This window comes from Psychrobacter sp. NPDC078409 (assembly GCF_050268505.1).
In the GTDB taxonomy this organism is placed as follows: Bacteria; Pseudomonadota; Gammaproteobacteria; order Pseudomonadales; family Moraxellaceae; genus Psychrobacter.
Genome location: NZ_JBNNGW010000004.1, coordinates 1 through 26,144, shown reverse-complemented (window position 1 = coordinate 26,144; position 26,144 = coordinate 1). Strand labels below are relative to the sequence as shown.

Genomic DNA, 26,144 nt, shown 5'->3' with positions numbered 1-26,144 from the left:
TCTGCTACGACACCAATCGGTAGCAAGCGACTATTTAATACAAACATACCTACAGAACTGCTTTGGTCGCGCCAGCCGCCCGTTCGATCAATAAGTCCACGGGAGCATCAAGACTTAATGTACCAAAGGCCAGTCCATGCTCATTCCCAATCCTAGAACGACAGAACGCCTGAGCGATCTCCGTATGTTCAGTCTGTAGTAGTATCGAAGCCTGTAGCATCAATGCTAGGCGCTCAATCACATAGCGACTACGGAACTCCAAGGTTTGCGTATCCTCAAATCGCTCTATCAGCAGGTGTAATTCTGCATCATAATCAGCATTTTTTCCTGCTGCTTGCTGCAATTCCTTAAATAAAGCTTGCTGAGTTTCTGGCTCCTTTTTTAAGGCACGCAGCACATCTAGACACTGCACATTGCCACTGCCTTCCCAGATTGAGTTTAGCGGCGCTTGCCTGTACAGACGCGGCATAATAGTCTCTTCGACATAGCCATTACCGCCCAAACATTCTTGTGCCTCATTGATAAAAACGGGTGCGCGTTTGCATATCCAATACTTCCCAATTGCTGTCGCGATACGAGCGAGTGCGGCTTCATGAGGGTCTGTTTTTATCCTATCAACAGCGCGCGCAATACGCATTGTTAGGGCCAAAGCCGCTTCTGACTCTAAGGCTAAGTCTGCCAGCACATTACGCATAATAGGCTGGTTGAATAATAATTTACCAAAGGTTTCGCGTTGACTGGTGTGATGAATCGCTTGAACGACCGCTTGACGCATTTGAGCTGAGGAGCCAATCATACAATCAAGTCGGGTTAGGGCGACCATCTCAATAATGGTAGGAATACCGCGACCTTCAGTGCCTACTAGCTCACCGAATGCGCCTTGAAACTCCACCTCTGAGGAGGCGTTTGCCCAATCTCCTAATTTGTCTTTTAAGCGTTGAACTTGTACGGCATTGCGTGTCCCATCAGGCCGAAAGCGTGGTACTAAAAAGCAACTAGGACCACTGTCAGATTGAGCCAAGACGAGATGAGCATCGCACATTGGCGCTGAGAAAAACCATTTATGCCCAACGATTTCATAAGAGCCATCCTTTTGTCGTGTGGCTCGAGTCGTATTGCGGCGTAAGTCTGACCCACCTTGTTTTTCTGTCATGCCCATACCCATCGTACAGCCTAGCTTTTCTTCCATGGGTAAGCTGCGTGGATCATAGTGTTCAGATAATAGCTTGGGCAGCCATTTTTTAGCCAAAGCTGGCGAATGTCGTAGGGCAGGGATAGCGGCATAGCTCATAGACATGGGACAACCAAACCCAGCCTCAGGCTGTGAGCCGAGATACATGACTGCCGCTCGAGCCACATGAGCACTATCACGCTCTTCATTGCGCCAAGCAAAATTGCTCATGCCGTACTTCATTCCTGCACGCATCAGATCATGGTAAGCCGGATGAAATTCTACTTCATCTATACGCCGACCATAGCTATCAAAGCTACGTAGTTTAGGCTTGTTTTCATTGGCTAAGAATCCGCTGGTGATTAGATCTCCACCAGTCAGTGCGCCAAACTCTTTTAAGTGACTTGCTGCCCAAGCAGCGTCCTCTCGTGCGACAGCTTCTTTGAGCGCTGTATCTGTTTCCCATGCATTATAATTGGCCAAGGCAAAAGGTTGATTCAGCACCTCATGGGTCTTAAATTGATTTACAATTGACATGATGATTGTCTTCCCTGATTTTAAATGTCATTTACTAAGTTTCAGTAGTTCAGTAGTTCAGTAGTTCAGTAGTTCAGTAGTTCAGTAGTTCAGTAGTTCAGTAGTTCAGTAGTTCAGTAGTTCAGTAGTTCAGTAGCTTAGTAGTTCAGTAGTTTAGTAGCTTAGTAACTTCCACGATCAGTATTACATATAAAAAATAATTCCGTCAATAGGTGTAATATGAACAAACCAACGCCTCGTTTATTGCTTTTACGATTACTTATGGTGGCAGAAGCAAACACACTTAGTGCTTCCGAAGCGGTGCTGGCAGGCTCTATCTTTGGTATAACAGAAAATAGTATACGTGTGACGTTGGCTCGTCTGATCCAAGCGGATCTTGCTGAGTCGATTGGTCTTGCCACCTACAAGCTCGGACCGAAAGCTCAAAAATTAGGCGCCGATGTGGCCTTATGGCAAACAGCAGACAAAAGAACGATAAAATCCGATGGCTCATGGATAGCGGTAGCTACCGGTGGATTACCTCGCAGTGACCGTAAAGCGCTACGTGCTCGTGATCGAGCTTTGTCATTATTGGGATTTCGTGAACTTGATAAGGGGCTTTATCTGCGTCCCAATAATTTATTAGGCGGTATTGATGTCGTCCGCAAGCGTCTATTGGACTTGGGATTAGAAGAGGAAGCCGCGGTTTTTAAGGCCAATGATTTCGATGAGGTCAGGCAAAAAAAAGCACGAGCGCTCTGGTCAGACATGCATCTTGAAAAGCATTATAAGGAAAAGTCGCAGCAGCTCACCGACTGGCTAAGTGGTTTGGACGAATTGCCATCCCATGTAGCGCTTCGAGAAATATTCATCCTTGGAGATGCAGGTATCCGCAGTGTTGTTTTTGACCCTCTGCTTCCTGCTCCCTTAGTAGATGAGGAAGCACGGCAAAAGTATTTTGAGACGGTGCGGCGTATTAATGAGGAGGGTAGGCGTCTATGGTTCGCCTTTTTCGAAGAGGCTAAATCGTTAGAGTCTAGTTAACCAAGTCATTAGAATGCGCTTAAATAGAATAAAGTGCGACGATAATCGAATCAATAACTAGAATTTAGTAAGGCTAGAATACAGGTCACTTTTAATCTTGTTTAAAGCAGCGTAATTCAGGTGTTCTTGAGCTTCGAAAACCCTGAAGCACTGATATCAAACCTGTGTATTAGTACCAACGATATTGATTGAGCATATTTTATGTACGTAAAAAGTTCAATAACGCTGGCACATTTTCTCTCGCATTTTGCTCAGCACCTATTAGTGTGGCAGAACCAAGGCTTGCCCAGTCGCCATAACCAAACAACCACAAGCGTACTTCATTCTTCACAGATCATCAAAAAAGAAGCTTCTTAATTTAAGAGTTGTCCGGATTCATAGTAGCAACCAAGTCAGTAAAACGCTCTCCTTGGACTGACACATGCGCTTTAATCAGACGTTCAGCCAAATCCTCATCACCATTAATCACGGCATCCACAATGTTTTGATGTTCCTCAAACGAATGCTGCATGCGATTGTTTACCCGCAATTGCAAGCGTCTATACGGGTGTAAACGGTTGTGTAGATTGCTGGCTTGCTCGATCAAAAAACTGTTATGGCTTAGCTGATATAAGAAAAAGTGAAACTTTTTATTCGCTTCATAATAGCTCTCTGAATTGTTTTCCATTAAGTATTGCTTGCACTGATCGTGCAGGTGTAGCAATTCAACCTTCTCATCTGCATTGATTCGTCTAGCGGCTAATCTTCCGCACATGCCCTCAAGATAAGCCATTACTTCGAACATTTCAAACAAAGTCACGATATTCAAAGTAGGTATTATCGCACCTCTACGCGGCCGAATTTCGACCAAACCTTCAGATGCCAAAAGCTTCAAGGCCTCACGAATAGGCGTTCTCGACACCTCATACTTTTCACAAAGTGTTGCTTCATCAAGTTTAGTGCCAGGTGGAAGACGACCATAAATGATGTCGTCTTCTATTTTTTTGCTTACCTGAACTGATAAAGGTAGATCATCAATTAAACTCATAATTTCTCCAATTGTATACAATATCTAATTTAATAAGTACAATTTTGTTGCCATTTAAAACCAATTGTATTAGATTATATCAAACAAGTCGGTAATACGTGATAAATCATGCTACGGACTTTGAAATATATTAAGTGTTATATCTTCTATAAATAGAGAGGTGGACAAGAACATTCAAGAAAAGTATTTGATTGGTGCCTAAGGATAGTTGTTATTGGCACATACTTTTATTTTATACGGCTCATATATCAAGATAGATATTATTGAAGCAGCCGTAATCATAACCAAGGAAGGTTTCTATGATCATATATGGCACTGCTTTATTAGCAGTATGTTATTTGCTCGGCGTTTATCTAGGCGGTCTATTAGGTCAGATACTAGGTGTTGACGCTAACATTGGCGGTGTTGCTATCGCCATGATTCTATTGATTGTCGGTAAAGAGATGCTGGCTAAAAGAGGCTTACTGCCAAAGTCTACTCAATTTGGTGTTTTGTATTGGGCGGGCATGTATATTCCAATCGTTGTTGCGATGGCAGCAGGACAAAACGTCGTTGCAGCACTGTCTGGTGGTTTGGTCGCCGCCGTCGTCTCCATTATTGCGCTTACCGCTACGGTTATCGTTGTCCGTTGGCTTAACAACATGGCCGATGATTACGACACCTTTACATGGGATGAGGATCAGCCCGTGATTGACCAGCTGTCCTAAGGGTCATCATCATTTCATTGACCAGACAACGAAACCCACTAATTTAAGCGCAATAAGGAATAATTAAATGGACTTAATTATACAGACGCTCACTAAAAACAGTTTTGTTACTGCCATCGCAGTGACAGGTCTTGTGATGCTGCTCTCTCAAGTACTATCTAAATATCTCACTAAAGGCAAGCTGCAGTCTTCTGCGATAGCGATCACGCTCGGCTTGATTGCTGCCTATTTTGCAGGTCTATATACCACTGGTAGTAAGGGTATTTCTGATATCGAAATTTTTTCAGGCTTCGCGCTCTTAGGTGGTGCGATGCTGCGAGATCTTGCTATCTCATCCACGGCTTTTGAGGTCGATGTTAAAGAAATAAAGAGCGCGGGCAAGATTGGCATGATTGCCTTGTTATTAGGATGTGTTATTCCTTTTGTAGTAGGCGCTGCTGTGGCATGGACACTGGGTTATAGAGATGCTGTCTCCATGACGACGATTGGTGCAGGTGCGATGACTTATATTGTAGGCCCGATTACAGGCACTGCTATTGGTGCAAGCTCAGAGGTTATAGCCTTATCTATTGCCATTGGTTTGATCAAAGCTGTGTTCTTTATGATTTCAACACCACTACTTGCTAAGTTCATGCGCCTCAAGAGCCCGCGCTCTGCCATGATTTTTGGTGGCTTGGTCGGTACGACGAGTGGGGTCGCCGCTGGATTGGCAGGGACGGATGTCAGGCTAGTGCCATATGGTGCATTAGTGGCGACTTTTTATACAGGACTGGGCGCGCTATTGGGGCCATCTGTATTCTTCTTGACCGTCAATGCATTCTTTTAATGATCAGAGAAAGGAAGTCTTATGAAAGCGAATACTGAAGAAAAAATTTGGAACTTACAAAAAATACGCCGTGATAAAAAGCTCGATGCTGCCAAAAGTAAAGGGTTAGAGAAGCTTATCCCGAACAACCGTGCTATTGAATTACTAGAAACCGTCCTGTCTCCTGAAGATAGAGTATGCATCGAGGGTAACAATCAAAAACAAGCGGATTTTTTGTCTGAATGTCTGTCTCAGTGCAATAGTGACGTTTTAAACAACTTACACATACTGCAGTCGGTCTTGGCATTGCCTAGCCACATTGATATCTTTGATAAAGGCATTGCTAGTAAAGTTGACTTCTCTTTTGCAGGGCCACAAGCATTAAGACTGGCAAAACTGGTTCAGAACCAAAAAATCCAAATTGGTTCTATTCATACGTATCTAGAATTGTATGGTCGATATTTTATCGATTTAACCCCGAATGTCTGCCTGATTACCGCACACTCTGCGGATGCAGAAGGCAACCTTTATACCGGTCCGAATACTGAAGATACTCCAGCGATTGTAGAAGCGACGGCTTTCAAAAGTGGCATTGTCATTGTGCAGGTCAATGAGTTGGTTGACAGCGTACCACGCGTGGATATCCCTGCAGACTGGGTTGATTTCTTTATCGTGGCACCGCGTCCTAACTATATTGAGCCGTTATTTACCCGCGACCCTGCTCAGATCACCGAAGTTCAGATATTGATGGCGATGATGGTGATTAAGGGTATTTATGAACCATACCAAATCAAACGCTTGAATCATGGTATTGGCTTTAATACCGCTGCTATTGAATTGCTGTTACCTACCTACGGTGCAGAATTGAACCTAAAAGGTAAAATTTGTACCAATTGGGCGCTCAATCCACATCCGACAATGATTCCAGCTATAGAAAGTGGCTTTGTTGAGAGTATTCATAGCTTTGGCTCTGAAGTTGGCATGGATGAATATATAGAAAATCGTTCTGATGTATTCTTTACGGGCAAAGATGGCAGCATGCGATCGAACCGTGCCTTCAGTCAGACCGCAGGCTTATATGCATGTGATTTATTTATTGGCTCAACCCTACAGATTGACTTACAAGGCAATAGCTCGACCGCGACGGTTGATCGCATTGCTGGTTTTGGTGGTGCACCTAACATGGGCTCAGATCCTCATGGACGTAGGCATTCTAGCTATGCCTATCTCAAAGCGGGTCAAGAGGCGACAGATGGACGCGTAGTAAAGGGACGTAAGTTGGTGGTGCAAATGGTCGAAACTTATCGTGAACAGATGGATTCGGTGTTTGTTGAAGAGCTTGATGCGTGGCAGCTACAAGAAAAAATGGGCAGTGATTTACCGCCTATCATGATATACGGCGATGATGTGACGCATATTGTGACAGAAGAAGGTATTGCAAACTTGCTGCTGTGCCGTACACCAGAGGAGCGAGAACAAGCGATTCGCGGTGTCGCAGGCTATACACCTGTTGGAATAAAACGTGACTATGAACAAGTGAAAGCGCTAAGAGCGCGCGGGATTATCCAAAGACCAGAAGACTTAGGTATTGATGCCTCAAAAGCGACGAGAGATTTGCTAGCGGCAAAATCCATTAAAGATTTGGTGAAATGGTCTAATGGCACCTACTCGCCACCAAGTCGCTTTAGAAACTGGTAAAACAATACAAAAAATAAGGACACAACGATGAATATACTTAATTTTAATTTCGATTCACAGCCCATCAAAGACGCTAAAAAAGAAGTGATTTGCGGCGTGGTCGGTTCTGGTAATTTAGAAGTGCTGGTATCACCATTGGCTGATAGCGCCAAAAGTAATTTTATTATCGATACCTCCGTGACGGGCTTCGATCATATCTGGAAAGCGGTACTACAAGATTTCTCTGATCGTTATGCTGTGGGTGGTCTGGAGTTTAAAATCAACGATATGGGGGCGACGCCTGCCGTAGTGAGCTTACGCTTGAGCCAAGCGATTAATATCTTGGAGGACGAATTACATGGATAACTCATATATTCAAAAGAGCTTTTATGAAAAAACGGCGCGTAATCGTATTGCCAGTATCGTTGATCAGAGCAGTTTTCAAGAAATACTGAAACCCGGTAGCATACCAGTAAGTCCAAACCTTGCTTCACTCGATATTGTCGGTAGTTTTGATGATGGGGTGATTATTGGACAAGCAACCATCCAAGATGAACCAATATACATTATCGCTCAAGAAGGGAAATTCATGGGCGGTGCGGTAGGAGAGATTCACGGCGCAAAAATCGTTGGTACGCTACTTAAAGCCATCGAAGACAAGCCCAAAGCCGTGGTGTTTTTTGTGGACTCAGGCGGTGTACGTCTGCACGAGGCAAATGCAGGACTCATCACTATTTCCGAAATTATGCGTGCGATGCTCAAAGTGCGTGATGCAGGCATTCCGATTATCACTGTCATCGGCGGTACGAATGGCGCCTTTGGTGGTATGGGAATCTGTGCATGCTTGAGTACGCATGTCATCATGACAGAAGAAGGGCGTTTAGCGCTTTCAGGTCCTGAAGTGATTGAAACCATTAAAGGTGTTGAAGAGTTTGATTCTAAAGACCGCGCGCTGGTCTGGCGCGTGACAGGTGGCAAAACACGTTACTTGCTAGATCACGTCGACTTTTTAGTAGAAGATGATGTAGATGATATCAAGCAAGGGATTATGGAAGCATTGGCTCAACCTGCGATAGAGTTGGACTTGACTTATTTGCAGCAGCGCCAAGCCGGATTGCAGCAGCAGTATGATAAATGGTTTGGGCAAAAAGACAGCATACCTATTTGGCAGGCGATGCATATTGATAACCCTGACTCTATTTCCCTACTAAGCGCTCAGCAGATCAGAGACATTAAAAAAGGATAACATCATGCAAACTCAAACCGTTTTAGAGACTCTGTTTCCAAATCAGCTCGATTACCAAATCAATAACTCAATGATACGCGGTAGCGCCGAAACCAAATTGGGCAAAGTTGAAATCATCGGCACGGTCGACTCTGCGGCGATGAACCAGTTCATCGCCATGACACTGGCCAATGAGATTTTGGATGTCATTGCTCAAGATCAGAAGACCCCCATCGTATTTATCGTCGATACCTTAGGACAAGACTCCTCACGAGCAGATGAGCTGTTATGCCTTAATAGAACCTTTGCGCATCTAGCGTCTTGTGTTGATTTACTCAGACGCCGCGGCCATCCAAATTTAGGCATTATCTTGGGCGAGGCGGTCAGTGGCGGCTTCTTGTCTTATGGTCTCATGACCAATCAAGTGTTTGCGTTACAGACAAGCCAAGTCAAAGTGATGGACCTACAAGCGATGTCACGAGTGACCAAGATACCGCTAGATAAGCTAAAATCCTTGTCAAAGACATCAGCTGTTTTTGCCCCAGGCGTAGAAAACTATCATGCAATGGGCGCTGTCAATGACATTTGGACGACGTTAGATGCGCATTTGGTCGAAAATGCACTAGCCTCACAGATGGGTCACACAGATAGTTTTCTCACAGATGATCGCCGGAAAATAGCAGAAGATAGAGAAGGACGTGTCTTGTGTAATGAGATCGTCGAAGCAGTTTTAATGGCTTAGTGTGATAGAAGTATGTGCTTTTAGTAGGTATATATAGTTTCAATCGAGGTGTAAAGGAGAGCGCCATGCAGCGTCATGATCTGGTTTATTTACAAGCGTATGAATCATACAGTTTTCTGAATGCCTCTCTGCCTGCCTCGGTGACGTTGGCTGTTGACGACATGATTTACTCTCAGCAGCCACTCACAGTATGTCGACAAGACATGGGCAATGTCACCAAAGTCGCGACCAGCTATATCGAAGACGGTCGCAAATACAGGCTGGCGCTGACCTTACCCAAACTACCGCAAATCGTGACTACACCGCTAACGCTTACCGCTTTAATCCCTCAATTGCCTACGGCGATTCAACAACACGCACAAAGATTTATCGATTGCTGTACCCTTTTAGAATGCGAGGTATATGTCTATGGCTCATTTGCCAACCAATATTTCACAGGACTATCCTTTGTCAGACCGACTTCAGACTTAGATCTATTGATCGTTGCCAATAACAATAATATTGCGCCAATACTATTAGAAATCGCCGCGTTCAATCGTCTTGCGAGTGCTGTGGCTGATTTAAAAATTGATGGAGAGATCAGACTACAAGGAGGTAGTGATATCTCTTTCAATGAGCTTACCTATGCCATTATGTTTGATATCCCAACAGTCTTAGTAAAGACCTTAGATGATATCAAGCTTCAAAATATAGATGTATTACTAGGATGGAATACCGATGACTATGAGCACTTTGTTAAATCAAACACAGCATCTGCAAGTATCGCAGCGACCTCAGCAGGCCATTTGGCAGCATATTGATGCCTTGGCGTGTGAAGCCCTATATGATGAGTTGAGCCTTGAAAACAAACCCGGTTTGGTCTGCCCATCAAGTAATGGTAGCCATATTGACATGAATCACCAGACGTTTATAGATAGCATCACTTCATTAAAAGGTTATTTTGCCACCTTGAGCCAGTTTGGCTATGAAGATAAGCCTTTTGATGACATCAAAAACCAAGGTGTCTATCAAGAAAAAAAGATGCGGCAGGCCACCCATAGTATCAATACCCATAAAGGCGCGATATTTAATCTAGGCTTTGTCTGCGCTGCTATTGGTCGATGCATACAAGTAGAAATACCTTTGACCGCTAAGAATATTTGCGCACAATTGGTGGAGCACTGGCAAGTTGATTTGAACACACGCCTAGCCCGTGACCCAAATAGTCATGGGCAAATAATGTTCAAACAGTATGGTATTACTGGCGCGATTGAAATGGTTGCTAACGGTTTTGAAGTCATTCAGGATCAGATATTACCTTGTTTTTACGAGACTATATATCGTACGCAAGACTTTGAAAAATCTAGCATGCAGACGTTGATGCTGCTGATATCTGTGTTGTCAGATACCAATATTGTCTGGCGCGGCGGCATAGACAGTTTAAGAAGTGCGCAGCGATTGGCCACGCAATTTTTGCAAGCAGGCGGCGTATATCAGAGCGACTGGCGGCAGCAAGTAAACGAGATCAGTCAGTATTTTATCCAGCATAACCTCAGCCCAGGTGGCAGTGCTGATCTACTCGCGGTCACGATTTTTTTGTATAAGGTGGAAAATGAATTTAATTATCCTATTTAGCGGGCAGGGGCTACAGAGCCAAGCGCATGTCGATGAAATACTGAGTAAGATGTCGAGTGATGAGCAATCTTTATTAGCCTCAGTAGTACCTGAGTTGTTTGCTGACCCAGTTGATGACAGTCAATTGCTTGAGAGTCGACTGTTTGACAATCAGGTTGCGCAGCCATTTATTTATACTCTGCAGTATTATCGCTGGCACCGTCTTCAGCAGATGATAGGCATGCCAATGGCTTTTTCTGGATACTCTCTGGGCGAGGTCAGTGCTTTTTGTTGTAGTAGTCAGCTCAGCTATGCTGCTGGTCTAGATATGGTTAATAAAAGAGCTAACCTTATGCAAGATGCGGTCACAGAGTCTAGTGGATTATTGGCCATCAAAGGTGTGCCCGATAGTAAACTTGATTACCTACTTGTAGAAAGCCAAACCCATTTGTCTATCAAGATTAATAGAGACCAATTCATCATCGCTGGCAATAGTGAAAACCTTGAGCAGGCCACTCAAGTTGCTCAGACCTTAGGTGCTCAAAATATTCAACGACTGAAGGTATCCGTGCCCTCACATACGGTCATGATGCAATCTGCTGCAGACGCGTTTGGTAGCTATACACAGTCTCTGACGCTGCCTCCAATGCAGATACCTATTATTAGTGCTACTGAAGGCACAAGATATAGTGATACTCAACAAGGCTTACACATCTTATCGCAGCAAGTTGATCACCCTTTAGATTGGTATTTGTGTCTGGAAACGCTTGAAGAGTATCAGCCGAACATGGTCATAGAGATAGGGCCAGGCAGCGCACTGTCCAAGATGATCAATAATGTGATGCCACATATTCCATGTAGAAGCTGGGACGATTTTCGTAATATCGATGGGTTACAAGCGTGGATCGATAGAAACCGATAGGATTTAATTGGGTTAGTGCTTGCTGATTGTATTCTCAGTATGCTTGCCCAGATTGTGTTACAGAGCAGTTATCATATTTATTTACGACTGATAATCACTAAAAGGTAGGCGTTACATGTTGTATGTGTGGTTTATCATTGCTGGCGCGTTTGCAGGTCTCAGCGCAGGTTTGTTCGGCATCGGTGGTGGCATGATTATCGTACCAGTGCTAGTATGGATTTTTACGGCGTACGCCTTTCCTCCTGAGGTGGTCACACATTTAGCGATTGGTACTTCCTTAGCAACAATTGCAGTCACTTCTCTCAGCTCATTGATGGCACATCATAAGCATGATAGCGTGCGCTGGGAAGTTTGGCGCAATATGGCTCTAGGACTAGTCATTGGTAGTTTGGTCGGTGCTGGTATTGCTGACATGATTGATGGTCAGATACTACAAATGATTATCGGTGTGGGTGCTTTATTAATGGCGCTAAAAATGCTGTTTTTATCGAACAAAGATCAGATGGTCAAGCCACTACCTCCTGCGAGTTTACAGTTTGGTGCCGGTACCGGTATTGGGCTGGCATCATCTATTTTTGGTATTGGTGGTGGTAGTCTGACGGTGCCATTTTTGAATTGGTCAGGATTATCGATGAGACAATCCGTCGGTACCTCTGCAGCATGTGGTTTACCCATCGCGTTAGCTGGCGCGGCTGGCTTTGCTTGGTTTGGTCAAGACGTTGTCAATATGCCTGAAGGCACGATAGGCTTTATACATGTTACTGGTTTTATATGTATTTCAGTGGCCAGCTTTGCGATGGCAAAAGTAGGGGCAAAGCTTGCGCATGTATTACCAGCGTTGACGTTAAAGAGATTATTTGGCGTATTACTACTCGTTGCTGGTGGGCAGCTGTTTTTAAGTGGACTTGGTGTTTTGTAGCAATTCTAGTTACTATCTTTTATTCGAAAAGTAAGTCAGGATTTTGCGTCGCATGTTCTTGCAAATATCTTTAAAATCAAGCAAGCCAATGATATATATAAGTATTAATAATAAATAAAATATCTATAGTCTATGCACAAAAAGCCGTAGTAGCAGCGGGTGTTGTCATTTATCCGTCTGTTGTTTCCCAATACTGCACTTAGTAGTAATATCGGTAACTTCGCTTGCACGTGACATCAAAATGTTTGCTAATTAGTTTGATTTATCCAATAACATATCTTCCTCATAGTTCTATAGTCGGAGTTACACTTGGGTCAGACCATTTGGTCACCGTCAATTTTTTAAATGATTTAAATCTGATCGCATAATCATGACTATGAGTCGATGTAGGCAAGTATTTTCCGCTACAGCCCATATTTCACGGACAAAAAAAAGCCCCAATCTTAAGATTGGGGCTTTTCGAATCTGGTAGGCGTAATCGGATTCGAACCAACGACCTCTACCATGTCAAAGTAGGTCGACCAAAACACATATTATGACGATATCTTACATGTACCTAGATTATTGGCCTATAGATATTATATGATTGAATAATCGCGATGTAAATTGTAATCTAATAAAATTTAACTCGTATTTGGTCACTGTATTTTTATAGTATTTTTACCTCTACTCTATTGTTGGATTAGACCAATAATATTGAAAGCGAATCCCTAAATGATAAGTAAGTAGAGCCTTCTCATGCTTGATATTCAGAGAAAGGTGACAGGAGGGCTATCTGCTGCTTTTGAGGTTGATATAGTAATGGAGACTATTCAGTCGGTGATAGTATTAAATATCTATAGTTTGAAGACCAAAAAATAGACTATGGTCTAGCCTGTTTTCTACAGTGATGAGAGGATTAGTTACTACAAGATAATGATTTGATAGAGAAGGGCATGATGCAAAAATCTGAGGCATCAGGGCGTAGTACGAGTTATGAGTTGGTTCTATTATAAAAATCATATTTTTCAAGTCTACTATTACAAAAAATAAATAGTCTGCTAATAGGTTTAAAAGACTTTTTAGAAGGTTCCGCTGGGATATGCCCAAAGCCAATAAATAATTATTCTACAATCACATTTTCAATCAGGGTCATCTCTTCGCCCACTTTAAACGTCAGGTCGTGAAAACTGGATCTGACATTTTTATTTTGGTCAGTCTCTGTTGGGTACTGACGTATGTTGATATTAACAGTATCTTGTCCATCCAGGTTGGAAATGCAGAAGTATGTGCAAATACTTTAGATTGCTCATCCCATCTCCAGTATTTTTGCGTTTCTTCAGTATCGCCTGTTGGGGTCGGAATTACCCATACTGACGTTAGAATATTGCTTTCCTGTTCAAATGTAACATATGTGCCATTACCACCCCATTCTTTATCTTCTGGTAAAGGGTAAACCGTTCCATTTCGGCTATCGACCATCGCACCACTGACACAGCCTGAACCACAGCCCCATATTATACTACGTAATGGTTTGCAAAATTCACGTCCTGTTTCGCATATTCCCCACTAATCACAGTTCTATAACGTTTTGCAATTGGATGACTGTCAAAATTTATATTCGATTTTTCGATAGCTATTGGTTTAGCTTTTACCAGATCCGTCTCTTCAAGTACAGTATCAATAGCGGTAGTATGCATAAGATCCGTATTTGTACAGGCAGTCGTGAATACAGTTAATGCTAAAATTAACTGTATTTTAAAGTTTTTATATAGCACCTGCTTTATCCTATTATCCAGTAAGTTGTTAAGAAGTACTTAAAACTCATTAATCGTGTCAATTACAAACTGACGAGAAGCCTCACCCTCTATCATACGATACTGAATTTGGCGTGTTTTACCTTGTGGATTGGCATTGCTATCATTTTCTAAATAGAGTGGGAAACGTCTAACTAACACATTCTCAACTAGCAAAAATTCATCATGCCCCATATAACCTTGTTTGAGTGTATCAGTCAGCTCTGGATAAGAGACTTGACTCCACGACAGCCCTTTATTGCTCGAATGAGCAATCACATCACCATATGAGCCACTACCCACACTTTGAGTGAATACCAGAATTTCATGATATCCATCGCCATTTATATCACCCACATCGGCACTAACAACAGGATCGCTAATTGGTCGCTCGATGATGTCTTCGCCCACTGGCTGAATCTGCAAGATATAACCACCGTTGCCGTCAGAGGTACTGGTCACTTGAGTAGAAAAATCACCATAGTTGAGTGATGTAGCGTATTGCGAGTTGTCCAATTGTCGAGTATCCAGCGTATCGCTTAATTTTTGATATACGCCACCAAGCGTTGCACCGCCGCTACAATAAAAAGCTGTTTTTTGTAGATGAGATTTTTCGCCTTCAATGGATAAGCTATTGTCATCAAAGCGCAAATAGATGGGGTTGTTATCTACCCAAAACTGATACCGTCCATCATTAGCTTTATGAAGTACGGTGTCTAATGTACAAGTAGGTTTCTTTTTGTCTATGCGAGAACGAATAGACACACTAATAGCGTCTTGACCAGCATCACGTACGCTGATCGCAAACCAGTCATAACCCTCGTTACGCTTTGTATAGCCATCTGTGACGTAATCGCCCGTTATATTGTTAGTATACTTATCGGTTGAGGTTGTCGTCGGTAGGTCGTTTTGTAAAACCGTTGTTGTCTCAAGGCCCTGTGTATTAGTGTTCTGGCACGCAGTCAGACTTAATAACAGCACGCTTGGCAGTAACGTTTTTCTCATCATCATTTTTATTCCTTCAGAAGATCGTTATATGAGCCATTCATAATAAATTCATGACAGCCCACATCATTTAGCAATTTAAAAAACCATTATCCATTCTTGGCGTGGAATATTGGTTTGTACCCATTTCTCTCGATAGGGTCTAAGTCAGGGCACTAGGATAGAGGAGTTCAAGGCCTGTGACCGTGTCTATTCGGTAACCTTACCACTATACGGTAAGCGTAATTTTACCCACTGCTTTACCTGATTCAAGATGGTCATGCGCGCGTGCTACTTCCCAAATAGAGTAGTTACTATCATCTATGATAGGCGTGATTTTGCCACTATCAACCAGCTCTGCAATCATTGTCAGGATACGACCGTGCGATTCATGGTTGATGCCATGAAATAATGGAATGAGCACCAAAACACCATGAAAGGATAAGGCTTTGAGAGCAACTTGCAATGGATCAGCAATCGGTAAAATAGTGGCGACATGGCCATTGAATCTAACGGCTTGAAAAGATTTTTGAATATTATCACCAGCCACCGTATCGAAAACTTTGTCAAAACCCACACCGTCAGTATACGTCGCCACATAGTCATCAACTTCCGCTGTTGTATAATTCACTAGATGATCCGCGCCTAGTGTTTGTGCTAGTGCACGATTAGCAGGAGAGTAGGTAGCGGTGACTGTCGCGCCAAGTACTTTTGCTAGCTGAACGGCAATATGACCAACGCCTCCTGTTGCACCATGAATCAAGACATTATCGCCTTCTTTGACATTCATTTTTTGTACGAGTGCCTCATAAGAAGTGAGTGCGACTAACGGCAGGGCTGCGGCTTGCTTCATACTGAGTGTTTTAGGCTTTTTAGTCATTAAGCGCACATCAACCAACATGAATTCAGCAAGTGCACCATCAATACCGTTAAGGCCACCAGCCATACCATAAACTTCGTCACCAACACTAAATTTAGTGACGTCGGCACCTATCTCGCTCACAATGCCAGCTACATCACCGTGTAGTATCTCTGGCAAATTCTCCGACCAAGGCAGCTCGACTGAGCGCAGCATGGTATCAATAGGATTCACACTAGTGGCTTTCACTTCCACAACCATGTGACCTAGTGTTGCCGTTGGTTTTGGTTTTTCTGCCAATTGAAAAACTGCAGTTGTACCGATTTCTTTAATGATCATCGCTTTCATGTTATTACCCTTTACTGGTGTGAATGTCTTATTTCCTGTTTCAGGACAATCAGTTTAGACGTTGCTAATCCAGCAAGCCATTACCCAGTAAACAAATTACTTTTGCTTTTTGAGCAAGCCATGGTTACAGTTAAATGGAATACCTATCAACTTAATAAAGGAGTGGCAATGAGCTCAATAAATCGATTGGCATATTTCAATAGTGTTGTCGAAACCGGTAGTATTTCAGAAGCCAGCCGCATCTTTGATGTACAGCCGTCTTCCATTTCACGGCAGTTAGCAGTGCTTGAAAAGGAGTTGGGCGTACGTCTGCTCAATAAAACGACCAGAAACACCAGTTTGACTGAAGCGGGGCACAAATATTACGAATACTCTCAGCGAATTGTGTCAGAGTTTGATAATGCCAAAAGAGCCGTTAATGATTTACAAATAACGCCACATGGTAAGCTGAAAATCAGCATGACAGTCGGTTTTGGTGAAAGCATGGTATTACCGTTAATACCGAAATTTATGTCGTTATATCCAGATATTGATATAAAAATTGAGTTAACAGAGCGGGTTGTAGATCTTATAGAAGAAAATATTGATGTGGCTATTCGAAGTGGACGCCTATCTGATTCGACCATGATTGCCAGACGTTTGGTATTTAATGATTTTCTACTGTGTGCAAGCCCCCAATATTTAAAAAATAATGGCACGCCTTGTGGGGTTGACGATCTAGCTGATCACCAATGTATCCGATATGGTTATAACGGTTGGAAAGAGTGGTTTTTGATAGCAGAAGATCGTAAAAAGTTGATGATTAATAGTCAGGTTTCAGTGAACTCGGTGAATGGTCAAAAGCAGCTGGTATTGAATCATACAGGTCTGACGCTAATCCCATTGTGGGCTGTTAAAAGTGAATTGGCGAACGGGTCATTGGTTCAAGTCATGCCAGATCATATTTTTAGTCCCTATGAAGAGCTTAGTGCTACTTACGCTATTTATTTAAAGCGAGATATGATCTCACCAAAAACGCGCGTTTTTTTAGATTTTCTGATAGAGCACATGATAGCGATTTGAGTTTGGGTCTACAGCTTGATCGCACGAATTGTTATAGTCAACGACTGCTAGATTTACTTTCATGAAGGTTGATGTTCTTAAAGACCGAGTATGAATAGTTTATGAAAAAATAGGAGACCGCCCAATCCGCGTATTATTTCATATACGATACATGCCTAGGCACTCATGACTTGATGAATGCTTCTAAATTTAAAATGACTTATTATGCTTAAATATCAGCCTATGGAGCTTTCATGACATCTAAATTATTTATCAGTGGCTCAATTATGCTGGCCCTCGCTACACTGTCTGGACTAATGGAAAGCTTGTTTTACGGTGGCATCGGTTCTGATGGCGTGCTTCAAGAAAGCTTGTTTTTACCCCTGACTTTTATTTTTTTAGCCTTAGCACTAATCCTTTATTGCTTATCACTAATCATGCAGGCGAAAACAAGCGTGACAGGTACTCAAATGAACTAAACACTTACTCCACAACCACATTAATTGTTCCCAAGAGATCAATTATGATAAATGGATTTGATGCAGAAAACTTACTTCGCAAGATACGTGTATATTAAAACACTAAAATACTCTTTTGACCTGGTCTAACCAGAGGTGTCTAAAGAGTTCATCAAAGCAGTCACCACTAAATTGTTTACATTTTTGAGTGAAAAGACCACCTCATCATAGTCTAAAGGGAGCTCCGCAATGGGTACCTTCACAAAACCACCTTTTCTGATTGCGCTTTCACTCCATGCAAATCCCACACCTAAGTTTTGGTAAACCGCATCGTAAACACTTTCTTGGGTGTTTACGATATACGTAGGGGTTATCTCTAAATTAATTTTTGCTAGTGCCTCATTTATAAGCTTTTGAGTGGTAGAGCCGTGCGTGCGGAATATAACAGTTTCAGTCGCTAATTCAGTTAAGCTTATAGACTCTCTTGATGCAAAAGCATGGTTCGGTGAGCACAAAGCAACAAGCCTTTGGGTAGCACATTTCTTAAACTGTAACTTGTCACTTTTTGGAACATTTGCAAGAATACCAACATCTACCTGACCGTTAACCACTCTACTAAACGTTTCATGGAAATTACCAAAATAGATTTCAGTCTGTAGCTTGGGATAGCGCTTACTAAACTGCCTAATAATTTCAGTGCCCGGCAGCGGGCTGCATAGACCCACCTTCAATATAGCTGATTCAAAAACTTTACTCCTTTGAATCAGCTGATCTAGTTCATCTTCAACTGCTTGCACTTTACTCGTTAACGTTCCAAGCTCTAAGCAGTAATCTGTTGGCACAAAGTGCCTGCCACGCTGCATAAATAACTTAAACCCAAGATTATTCTCAAGCGTAGATAATGCTTGGCTAATGGCAGATTGAGACACACCCAAACGTTTGGCCGCCTGCGTGTAATTACCTTCCTCAAGCACAGAGTTTAAGATGTTTAGTTGATTATAGGTGTAAGGTTTCTTCGTCATATGACCCCCGTCTTTCATATAGGTTTCAGTTGCAGAGATTGTCAGGCTTATCTCCGGGAAGTACGAGAAGTTATACACGATAAATAAGACTGAATGATTAAATGTATAAGCTAACCTTATATTTGACGCCAAACTGTCATATTCATCTTCTATATTAGTTACGTGTAAACGATTAAAGCATTGAACAATTTACCTAAATGTATTTGCTTGAGCTATCACTCACTGCTAATACCAAAATATAAGTTTGGGCTTGAATTATGTTAGAACTAAGAAATGTGACTAAGAAGTATGATGGCAAAGTTATTTTTGAGGATATCTCCCTAAAAGTGAATAAGGGTGAGATTGTTTCAATATTGGGCCCATCTGGCTGTGGGAAAACCACGTTGCTGCATATTATTTTAGGTCTAACCGATATTAGTTCTGGTCGACTTGCCTATGATAAGGAAGACATCACACGTGTGCCTATGAAGCACAGAGGTTTCAATATTGTATTCCAAGACTATGCATTGTTTCCTAACTTGAATGTAAAGCAGAATATTGAATATGGGCTGCGCAATAGACCTAACGTAAGTACGCAAGCGGAGGTTGATGAGCTAGTTGACCTTTTGGAGATTAAGCCGCATTTGAATAAGCGAATCAGCCAGCTCTCTGGTGGGCAGAAGCAGCGTGTTGCATTAGCACGTACTTTAGTGATGAAGCCTAAGATTTTATTATTAGATGAGCCTTTATCTGCCTTAGACGGGGTTATTAAAGAGACCATTAAGACACGTATTCGCGAGATTGCAGAGCGTTATGAGCTAACCACTTTGATTGTGACACATGATCCTGAAGAAGCAATGACACTCTCTGATCGCATTTTGTTGTTATCAGACGGCAAAGTAGCTCAATATGCTAAACCATCAGAAATCATCAAAAACCCTGCCAATGATTTTGTTAAGAGCTTTATCTTAAATCAGCTAAATATCAAACGTCGTAATATCTTAAGCCTATTTGAAGCGGACAATGCGCCAGCTGATCCATTAGAAAAATACACTCAAATGAGACCTGCACTAAACAGTAGCTCAGTCACTGAAGATATCAATTCCATAATCCAGCGCACAGCTACTAAATCAATTAAAGACACCTCCAAAGGTTAATCGCACTAGGCCAACGCTGGTCTCTCAAAACTTACTTATTTCGCGCGTAGGTCATTATGAAACTTAATAACTCACCGCTAATGAAAGCTTCGTGGCTTTTCATTGGTGCGCTATTTCTCGTCTTTATGTTTGTGCCTTTGGGTAAAATGTTGGTGCTGTCATTTAATGTGGCTGATGGATTAGGTCTCAGCCATTACGACGATATCATCAGCAGTAATGACTTCAGACAAGTGATGTTAAATAGTTTTTTTGTCGCCATTTTTAGTGCGATGAGTGCCACCTTTTTGGCATTTATCCTTGCCTATACGGTGCACTGGACTAACTTGCCAAAGGGTTTTAAACAAACCATTAAGCTTGCATCACTGTTCCCTATGCTATTGCCAACAGTGACTTATGGATTTGCCATTATTTACACCTTTGGTAAGCAAGGTCTGCTCACTAAGATGATTGGCTTTCAGTTGTTTGAAGATATATATGGTTTCTATGGTATGTGGCTTGGCTACACCATCTATACCTTGCCAATAGCCTTTTTACTGCTTAACAATACCTTTCAGTATTTGGATAAGAAGTTCGTAATCGTATCAGAACTGATGGGCGATTCACGCTTACGCCAGATAGATATGACGGTCATTCGTCCCTTAATTGGTACTTTTGCAGCCGCTATCATTCAATGCTTCTTTTTGGCCTTTACTGATTTTGGTATTCCAGCCTCTATTGGTGGTCAGTACAAGGTTATCGCCACTGAGCTTTATACCCAAATACTGGGTGCATCTCCCTCGTTTGAAAAGGGCTCTGTGGTTGCTTTGTTTATGCTAATCCCCTCTGTTTTGAGCATTCTACTGCTTTGGTATGTGGCTCGATTTAATGTCAGGTATGACTCAGTAGAGCATTTTGACTTGCCTACCTCTAAAGTCAAAGACAGGATTCTGGGTGTGTTGTCCAGCGGCATTTTAACTTCACTGCTATTTGTATTTGCTGTGATCTTCATCATTCCATGGATTAAGACATGGCCTTACGAGATGGCGTTTAGTACAGACGCATTTACTAAGGTGATCGAGTCCTCGAACCTAATGCGAGTGTATAAAAATTCACTTATTGTCGCGACCTTAACGGCTGTTTTTGGCACTATTATTACCTATGTTGCCGCGTTGATATACGAGCGTTCAGGGCTATTCAAGATAGGTAAGTTGACGATCGAAAGCTCAGCATTAGTAACCAATACAGTGCCAGGTATGGTTATTGGTATTGCTTACCTGATGGTTTTTTCAGGGTCATCGATATCGAACACCATCTTCATTATTGTGATTAGCAATATCATTCATTACTTCTCGACACCTTATCTCATGAGCAAAAACGCACTATCAAAAATGAACTTAGGCTGGGAGACCACAGCTTCTTTGCTTGGAGACTCATGGCTGCAGTCTTTACGCCGAATTGTTGTACCCAACTCAATATTTACACTGATCGAAGTGGCATCGTACTTTTTTATCAGTGCGATGGTTAGCATCAGTGCAGTGATATTTATTTCAGGTGCAAAGACGATGGTGCTAACTACAAAGATTGTTGAACTACAGCACTTCGCCCGCTTTGATGAAATCTTTATATTGTCACTGATGGTGCTACTCACAAATATCACGGCATTAATATTCTTCGTAGTGGCGCGATATCTTTATACCAGAAGCATTAATGGCACAACAAAAATAAAAGTGAAAAAAACCACAGTGACGACGGTCGCTTAGATATTTCAACACAGTTTAGGCGTTGATATTACGAAAACTAATTTAATTTTTAACTATTCAAATAATCAGGGAAAACAATGAACTTATTCAAAACGATAGTAACGGGATTGACTTGTGGAGTTTTAGTAGCAGGTTGTGGGTCGCAAAGCTCGGGAGATACGGCTGGCGAGGAGGTGATTATTTATAGTAATGCTGATGAAGAGGCAGTCGAGGTTATTCAAGAGGTGCTTGATGAGGCAGGCTTTGAAGGTCAATACATATTTCAATCATTCGGAACAGGTGAGCTTGGGGGACGACTATTAGCAGAAGGAAAAAATATTGAAGCTGATATGGTGACAATGAGCTCGTTTTATATCGAAAGTGCTCAAGCAAAGAACCCAATGTTTAAAGCGTTAGCATTTACGGCAAACCCACAGATTGCGACGCCTAATTACTATGCACCGATTCTCAGCTTTACGGGTGCCATCTTACTCAATACCAAAGAGATGGAAGCTAATAATCTTCCAGTACCTACTAGTGCCAAAGACTTAGCGAATCCTATTTATAAAAATCAAATTTCTATGGTTGATCCAAATGGTTCATCAACTGGTTGGTTGTTTGTACAAGACATTGCTGCTGAATATGGCACCGATGCTGAAGGTCAACAAATCATGAATGCTATTCGTGAAAATGCAGGACCTAATTTAGAGCTATCTGGCTCTGGTCCTCTTAAAAAGGTAATGGCAGGTGAGGTGCCTATCGGTTTCGGTCTACGTCATCAGGCAGTCGCTAATAAGGCAAAAGGTTTACCAATTGATTTTGTTGATCCTAGTGAAGGTAATTACACATTGACTGAATCGGTTGCTGTTATTGAGAAAGGAGAGAAAACCAATCCTAAAGCAATGAAAATGGCTGAGCTAATTGTCACTAAAGCTCGCCCAGGTTTATTAGAGATTTATCCAAATATTGTGTATGACGGCGAGACAGTAGCTGCTGAGAATCAGATTGATAACTCTAAGACCTATCCAGAGCCATTAACTGCCGAGCTGTTAGATAAGCACCGTGCTTTTTTCCATGGTGAGTAATTTTAGTTGAATCAAAATAATGCCCATTCATGCTTAGCTATATTAGTTCATAGGTTAAGCAAGTAGAGGGCTAATTAATAAAGATATATGGGAAGAGCAGATATGACAATGAGCAAAATACTTTCTGATAAAACATACGATGTCGTTGTCGTAGGTGGGGGTATCGTTGGGCTGGCAAGCGCCTACGCCGCCGTTAAAAAGGGGCTGAGTGTTGCGGTTGTAGAGCGCCAATCTCAGAACAAAGATGCCTCTGTTCGTAATTTTGGATTTGTGACCGTTAGTGGTCAGCGTCGAGGTAAGCATTGGCAACGCGCCATGCACTCGCGTAATGTTTGGGCCGAAATTGCCCCGAAAGCAGGTATTCAGGTAGAGCATATCGGTCTGCATATGTTAATGCAGCGACCTGAAGCGGTAGATGTTGCACAAGCTTTTTTAAAGACAGAAATGAGTGAAGGGTGCCGACTACTGACACAGTCTGAAATTAATGAAGCCGCGCCTTATCTGAACAAGGGAGAAGGGGTGTTATATAGTCCACATGAGCTCAGAGTAGAATCTAATACTGCAATCGCTAAGCTGACTCATTGGTTACAAGAGACGCAGAGTGTGGATTTTTACAACCATACTACGGTGACTTCGGTGGAATTACCAAAAGTGCATACCAGTCGTGGTGTACTTAACGCTGAGCACTGTGTGGTCTGCCCCGGAGCAGATTTTACTGGCTTATATCCAGACGTGTTCGCTAAAACCAAAGCTAAAATGTGCACGCTAAATATGATGCGAGTCATGCCCAAAAAAACATTTAAATTAAATGCTGCTGTCATGTCAGATTTAAGCTTTGCCCGTTATGATGGATTTGCTCAGTTACCTGAAGCTATGGTACTAAAAACCTTACTTGACGATATTCAAAGTGTAGAACGTCAAGCAGGTGTCCACCTAATTGTGGTTCAGTCTGAAGATGGCTCACTAATCATTGGCGATAGTCATGATTATAGTGATAGAGAACTACCGTTTAGAGACACTCGAATTGATGATCTAATCATCAATGAATTTAAGCAGGTGATGGATATTGGCGAGATAGATATTACTCAGCACTGGTTGGGTGTATATCCAAGTGGAGATGACGTGGTATTTAAGGCATCACCTGAAAAAGGCGTAGTGGTCGGTGCAGTCACCAGTGGTACAGGGGCATCAACAGGTTTCGCATTTGGCGAAGAGTTAATTGAATTGGTATTGGGATCAAAGTAATGAATATAGCAAATAATAATATAACAAGCAGCAGCTCGCATCGTGATAGTTTAAATAGTATTAAAAATAAATTTTTTGACATTAAGCTTTGTGTATTTGATATGGCTGGCACAACAGTAGATGAAGGTAACCTGGTCTATAAAACCGTACGTAATGCCATAAATGAAGTATTGATGCGTGCTGGCAAGTCAGATAAGCAAGTGAGTCTTGAGTTATGTTTAGAATATGGTGCAGGGAAGGAAAAACGCAACGCCATCCACGATATTTTAAACAGGTTAGATTTATCTGATGCTGATATTGAATCGTTAACGGATACGGCATTTGCAGCCTTTAAAGTTAATCTTGAAACTGCTTATAGCAAGGACACCTTGTCTGAGTTTGAAAGCATGTCAGAGTTGTTCGAGCAATTGAAGGCGAGCGGTCGTCATGTGGTGTTAAATACAGGATATGATGCTAAGACTGCTAATAAAATTTTGACTATCTTAGGGTGGTCTGTGGGAGAACAAGTAGATGCATTAATAACAGCCGATGATGTAGACAATGGCCGTCCAGGCCCTGATATGATTACTCTTGCGATGAAGCAGTTTAATATTGATAACTCACAGCAGGTGTTAAAAGCAGGGGATAGTGGTATCGATATTGAGGAAGGCCAAAATGCAGGGTGTGGGCTGGTTTTAGGTGTGTTATCTGGTGCGCAAAATGAGCAGCAGCTAGTGAAATATTCACCTGATACGATTTTAGACAAGCTGACTGACTTAAAAGAGCTTATTTAGCTTAAAGCTTCAATATATAAAAAATAGTAAAGCCATAAGAGCAATGACTTTTATGGCTTTTTTAATTTGAAGGGTCTATCCTAGATTCTGTGTAACTGCCATTTAGATTAAAGGCTTACTGATATAGGAATCAAACATAAAGCGCTCTAAAACAGACGTTCAGTCACGGATCGACGCTTGCTAGGCTGCTAAGTACACAACCTTAAATACAGCCTGTTCAAACGGGGGCAGCTTAGGTTGAATTGCCCTGACTACATCGGAGGGTGATTTACTTCTTTTATCCAAGTTATTTTTCATAAAATTCGTTATAAGAGCAATCGTATATTTTGAACTTTCCAATACTTTAATAACTGTTCTACATTGACTTCTAATCATATATCGAGATATCATGGTTTATGAATATAGAAAATGTAATATCCGCCCTTAATAATCCTATGCGGCGTCAAATCCTTGAATGGCTAAAAGACAGATCGAATTTTCCAGCCTCATTACCAGAGCACGCTGATTTAGACGGTGTGTGTGTGGCATATATCCAAGAAAAAGCAGGATTATCACAATCAACCATTTCAAATTACATGGGTGTATTAAAAAAAGCAGGATTGATCATTGCTGAACGTCATGGACAATGGACATTTTATCAACGTCATGAGGCCAATATAAGAATTTTTCTTAATGAGGTTGAGAAAGAGCTACTAGAAATCTAGTAAGCAGCCTTACTAAAATCAGAGGTGTTCTATCTTAAGACAGCGTAGCATTAACATAGAATATCGAGATATCTCAATATAACGATGGAGTGTATTAATGAAACAACCAACGACCAAAATTAACTCATCCAACCTAGTAGATACATTAGGTCAGTCACTTCAACTGCCTTGCGGGGTGGTGCTAAAAAACCGAATGGTAAAGGCTGCAATGTCAGATTCTCTCGGTGATGGGCAAGGTGATGCAACGGATGCTCAATCACGTCTTTATGAGCGTTGGGCGCAAGGCGGCGTAGCATTGTCATTGATTGGCGAAGTACAAGGTACTCCTCATTATCCTGAGAAGCCTGGCAATTTAGTACTAAACCCAAATTCAGATATCGAGGCATTACAGGATTTGGCACGCCGCGGATCTATCAATGGTGCTCATCTTTGGCCGCAGCTTGGACACGCAGGAGCGCTTTCATATTTGCCTATCAGTCAACCTAAAGGCCCTTCTGCCTTAGATCTTGCAGAGTTAAAATGCAAGGGGATGAGCATAGAAGATATCGAGGCGTTACCAGCTATGTATGCAAACGCAGCCATGATTGCTAAAGATGCAGGTTTTGGTGGTGTTCAAATACATGCAGGACATGGGTTTCTTCTAAGTCA

25 protein-coding genes and 1 pseudogene are annotated in these 26,144 nt (G+C 42.0%); 20 read left to right on the top strand and 6 right to left on the bottom strand.

Going from position 1 to position 26,144, the window contains the following annotated elements:
* Window positions 1-49: 49 nt before the first annotated feature.
* Window positions 50-1,708 (bottom strand): isovaleryl-CoA dehydrogenase, encoded by a 1,659-nt coding sequence (locus ACQKC9_RS08860; protein WP_427621459.1) that lies wholly within the window; start codon window positions 1,706-1,708, stop codon window positions 50-52.
* Window positions 1,709-1,927: 219 nt separating this feature from the next.
* Between ACQKC9_RS08860 and ACQKC9_RS08855 the strand changes: the two genes are divergently transcribed.
* Complete coding sequence (locus tag ACQKC9_RS08855) at window positions 1,928-2,731, top strand: PaaX family transcriptional regulator (RefSeq protein ID WP_427621457.1); 804 nt, start codon at window positions 1,928-1,930, stop codon at window positions 2,729-2,731.
* Between the two features lie 199 nt (window positions 2,732-2,930).
* On the opposite strand, the gene ACQKC9_RS08850 is transcribed toward ACQKC9_RS08855, so the two are convergent.
* Entirely contained in the window at window positions 2,931-3,062 is a 132-nt protein-coding gene (locus ACQKC9_RS08850; protein ID WP_427621455.1) for a hypothetical protein, read from the bottom strand.
* 27 nt (window positions 3,063-3,089) lie between these two features.
* Window positions 3,090-3,758, bottom strand: coding sequence for a GntR family transcriptional regulator (locus tag ACQKC9_RS08845; protein ID WP_201578665.1), 669 nt, complete (start codon window positions 3,756-3,758; stop codon window positions 3,090-3,092).
* 299 nt (window positions 3,759-4,057) lie between these two features.
* Here ACQKC9_RS08845 and madL point away from each other — a divergent pair, with 299 nt between their 5' ends.
* The 10 genes from madL (at window position 4,058) to ACQKC9_RS08795 (ending at window position 12,348) form a co-directional block, all read left to right on the top strand.
* Complete coding sequence (gene madL / locus ACQKC9_RS08840) at window positions 4,058-4,465, top strand: malonate transporter subunit MadL (protein WP_347163295.1); 408 nt, start codon at window positions 4,058-4,060, stop codon at window positions 4,463-4,465.
* Window positions 4,466-4,532: 67 nt separating this feature from the next.
* The gene (gene madM / locus ACQKC9_RS08835) at window positions 4,533-5,291 is read left to right on the top strand and encodes a malonate transporter subunit MadM (protein WP_201578663.1); all 759 of its coding nucleotides are present in this window, start codon (window positions 4,533-4,535) and stop codon (window positions 5,289-5,291) included.
* A 21-nt stretch (window positions 5,292-5,312) separates the two neighbouring features.
* Window positions 5,313-6,968: a malonate decarboxylase subunit alpha gene (mdcA, locus tag ACQKC9_RS08830; protein WP_427621452.1), complete on the top strand. Its 1,656-nt coding sequence runs from the start codon at window positions 5,313-5,315 to the stop codon at window positions 6,966-6,968.
* Window positions 6,969-6,995: 27 nt separating this feature from the next.
* Window positions 6,996-7,313 carry a malonate decarboxylase acyl carrier protein gene (gene mdcC, locus ACQKC9_RS08825; protein ID WP_427621450.1) on the top strand — a complete coding sequence of 106 codons (318 nt, stop codon included), beginning with the start codon at window positions 6,996-6,998 and terminating at the stop codon, window positions 7,311-7,313.
* Window positions 7,306-8,193, top strand: a complete 888-nt coding sequence (locus ACQKC9_RS08820) for a biotin-independent malonate decarboxylase subunit beta (protein ID WP_427621449.1) — start codon at window positions 7,306-7,308, stop codon at window positions 8,191-8,193. The genes mdcC and ACQKC9_RS08820 overlap by 8 nt, the downstream gene beginning before the upstream one ends.
* Window positions 8,194-8,197: 4 nt before the next feature.
* The gene (gene mdcE, locus ACQKC9_RS08815) at window positions 8,198-8,914 is read left to right on the top strand and encodes a biotin-independent malonate decarboxylase subunit gamma (protein WP_427621448.1); all 717 of its coding nucleotides are present in this window, start codon (window positions 8,198-8,200) and stop codon (window positions 8,912-8,914) included.
* A gap of 65 nt (window positions 8,915-8,979) precedes the next feature.
* Entirely contained in the window at window positions 8,980-9,714 is a 735-nt protein-coding gene (mdcG, locus tag ACQKC9_RS08810; RefSeq protein WP_427621447.1) for a malonate decarboxylase holo-[acyl-carrier-protein] synthase, read from the top strand.
* On the top strand, window positions 9,638-10,528 hold the full coding sequence (gene mdcB / locus ACQKC9_RS08805) for a triphosphoribosyl-dephospho-CoA synthase MdcB (protein ID WP_427621446.1): 891 nt from the start codon (window positions 9,638-9,640) through the stop codon (window positions 10,526-10,528). The genes mdcG and mdcB overlap by 77 nt, the downstream gene beginning before the upstream one ends.
* On the top strand, window positions 10,506-11,429 hold the full coding sequence (gene mdcH, locus ACQKC9_RS08800) for a malonate decarboxylase subunit epsilon (RefSeq protein WP_427621445.1): 924 nt from the start codon (window positions 10,506-10,508) through the stop codon (window positions 11,427-11,429). The genes mdcB and mdcH overlap by 23 nt, the downstream gene beginning before the upstream one ends.
* 115 nt (window positions 11,430-11,544) lie before the next feature.
* Window positions 11,545-12,348, top strand: a complete 804-nt coding sequence (locus ACQKC9_RS08795) for a sulfite exporter TauE/SafE family protein (protein WP_347163307.1) — start codon at window positions 11,545-11,547, stop codon at window positions 12,346-12,348.
* 1,796 nt (window positions 12,349-14,144) lie between these two features.
* Here ACQKC9_RS08795 and ACQKC9_RS08790 read toward each other — a convergent pair.
* Both ACQKC9_RS08790 and ACQKC9_RS08785 read right to left on the bottom strand, forming a co-directional pair.
* The gene (locus ACQKC9_RS08790; RefSeq protein WP_427621443.1) at window positions 14,145-15,134 is read right to left on the bottom strand and encodes a hypothetical protein; all 990 of its coding nucleotides are present in this window, start codon (window positions 15,132-15,134) and stop codon (window positions 14,145-14,147) included.
* Between the two features lie 202 nt (window positions 15,135-15,336).
* The gene (locus ACQKC9_RS08785; protein ID WP_427621442.1) at window positions 15,337-16,314 is read right to left on the bottom strand and encodes a zinc-dependent alcohol dehydrogenase family protein; all 978 of its coding nucleotides are present in this window, start codon (window positions 16,312-16,314) and stop codon (window positions 15,337-15,339) included.
* A gap of 168 nt (window positions 16,315-16,482) precedes the next feature.
* Here ACQKC9_RS08785 and ACQKC9_RS08780 point away from each other — a divergent pair, with 168 nt between their 5' ends.
* The gene (locus tag ACQKC9_RS08780; protein WP_427621441.1) at window positions 16,483-17,376 is read left to right on the top strand and encodes a LysR substrate-binding domain-containing protein; all 894 of its coding nucleotides are present in this window, start codon (window positions 16,483-16,485) and stop codon (window positions 17,374-17,376) included.
* Between the two features lie 233 nt (window positions 17,377-17,609).
* Window positions 17,610-17,834, top strand: coding sequence for a hypothetical protein (locus ACQKC9_RS08775; protein ID WP_427621440.1), 225 nt, complete (start codon window positions 17,610-17,612; stop codon window positions 17,832-17,834).
* A 125-nt stretch (window positions 17,835-17,959) separates the two neighbouring features.
* Here ACQKC9_RS08775 and ACQKC9_RS08770 read toward each other — a convergent pair whose 3' ends face one another.
* Window positions 17,960-18,835, bottom strand: coding sequence for a LysR family transcriptional regulator (locus ACQKC9_RS08770; protein WP_427621439.1), 876 nt, complete (start codon window positions 18,833-18,835; stop codon window positions 17,960-17,962).
* Window positions 18,836-19,092: 257 nt separating this feature from the next.
* Between ACQKC9_RS08770 and ACQKC9_RS08765 the strand changes: the two genes are divergently transcribed.
* The 7 genes and pseudogenes from ACQKC9_RS08765 to ACQKC9_RS08735 all read left to right on the top strand — a co-directional run.
* Window positions 19,093-19,971, top strand: coding sequence for an ABC transporter ATP-binding protein (locus tag ACQKC9_RS08765; RefSeq protein WP_060491264.1), 879 nt, complete (start codon window positions 19,093-19,095; stop codon window positions 19,969-19,971).
* Between the two features lie 56 nt (window positions 19,972-20,027).
* Window positions 20,028-21,710 (top strand): ABC transporter permease subunit, encoded by a 1,683-nt coding sequence (locus ACQKC9_RS08760; RefSeq protein WP_427621438.1) that lies wholly within the window; start codon window positions 20,028-20,030, stop codon window positions 21,708-21,710.
* Between the two features lie 77 nt (window positions 21,711-21,787).
* Window positions 21,788-22,774, top strand: coding sequence for an ABC transporter substrate-binding protein (locus ACQKC9_RS08755; RefSeq protein ID WP_427621437.1), 987 nt, complete (start codon window positions 21,788-21,790; stop codon window positions 22,772-22,774).
* Between the two features lie 102 nt (window positions 22,775-22,876).
* The gene (locus tag ACQKC9_RS08750; protein WP_427621436.1) at window positions 22,877-24,019 is read left to right on the top strand and encodes a TIGR03364 family FAD-dependent oxidoreductase; all 1,143 of its coding nucleotides are present in this window, start codon (window positions 22,877-22,879) and stop codon (window positions 24,017-24,019) included.
* Window positions 24,019-24,792, top strand: coding sequence for an HAD family hydrolase (locus ACQKC9_RS08745; protein ID WP_102091690.1), 774 nt, complete (start codon window positions 24,019-24,021; stop codon window positions 24,790-24,792). The genes ACQKC9_RS08750 and ACQKC9_RS08745 overlap by 1 nt, the downstream gene beginning before the upstream one ends.
* A 434-nt stretch (window positions 24,793-25,226) precedes the next feature.
* Window positions 25,227-25,496 carry an ArsR/SmtB family transcription factor gene (locus ACQKC9_RS08740; protein ID WP_427621434.1) on the top strand — a complete coding sequence of 90 codons (270 nt, stop codon included), beginning with the start codon at window positions 25,227-25,229 and terminating at the stop codon, window positions 25,494-25,496.
* Window positions 25,497-25,593: 97 nt separating this feature from the next.
* Window positions 25,594-26,144, top strand: a pseudogene (locus ACQKC9_RS08735) (hypothetical protein); the annotation flags it as partial.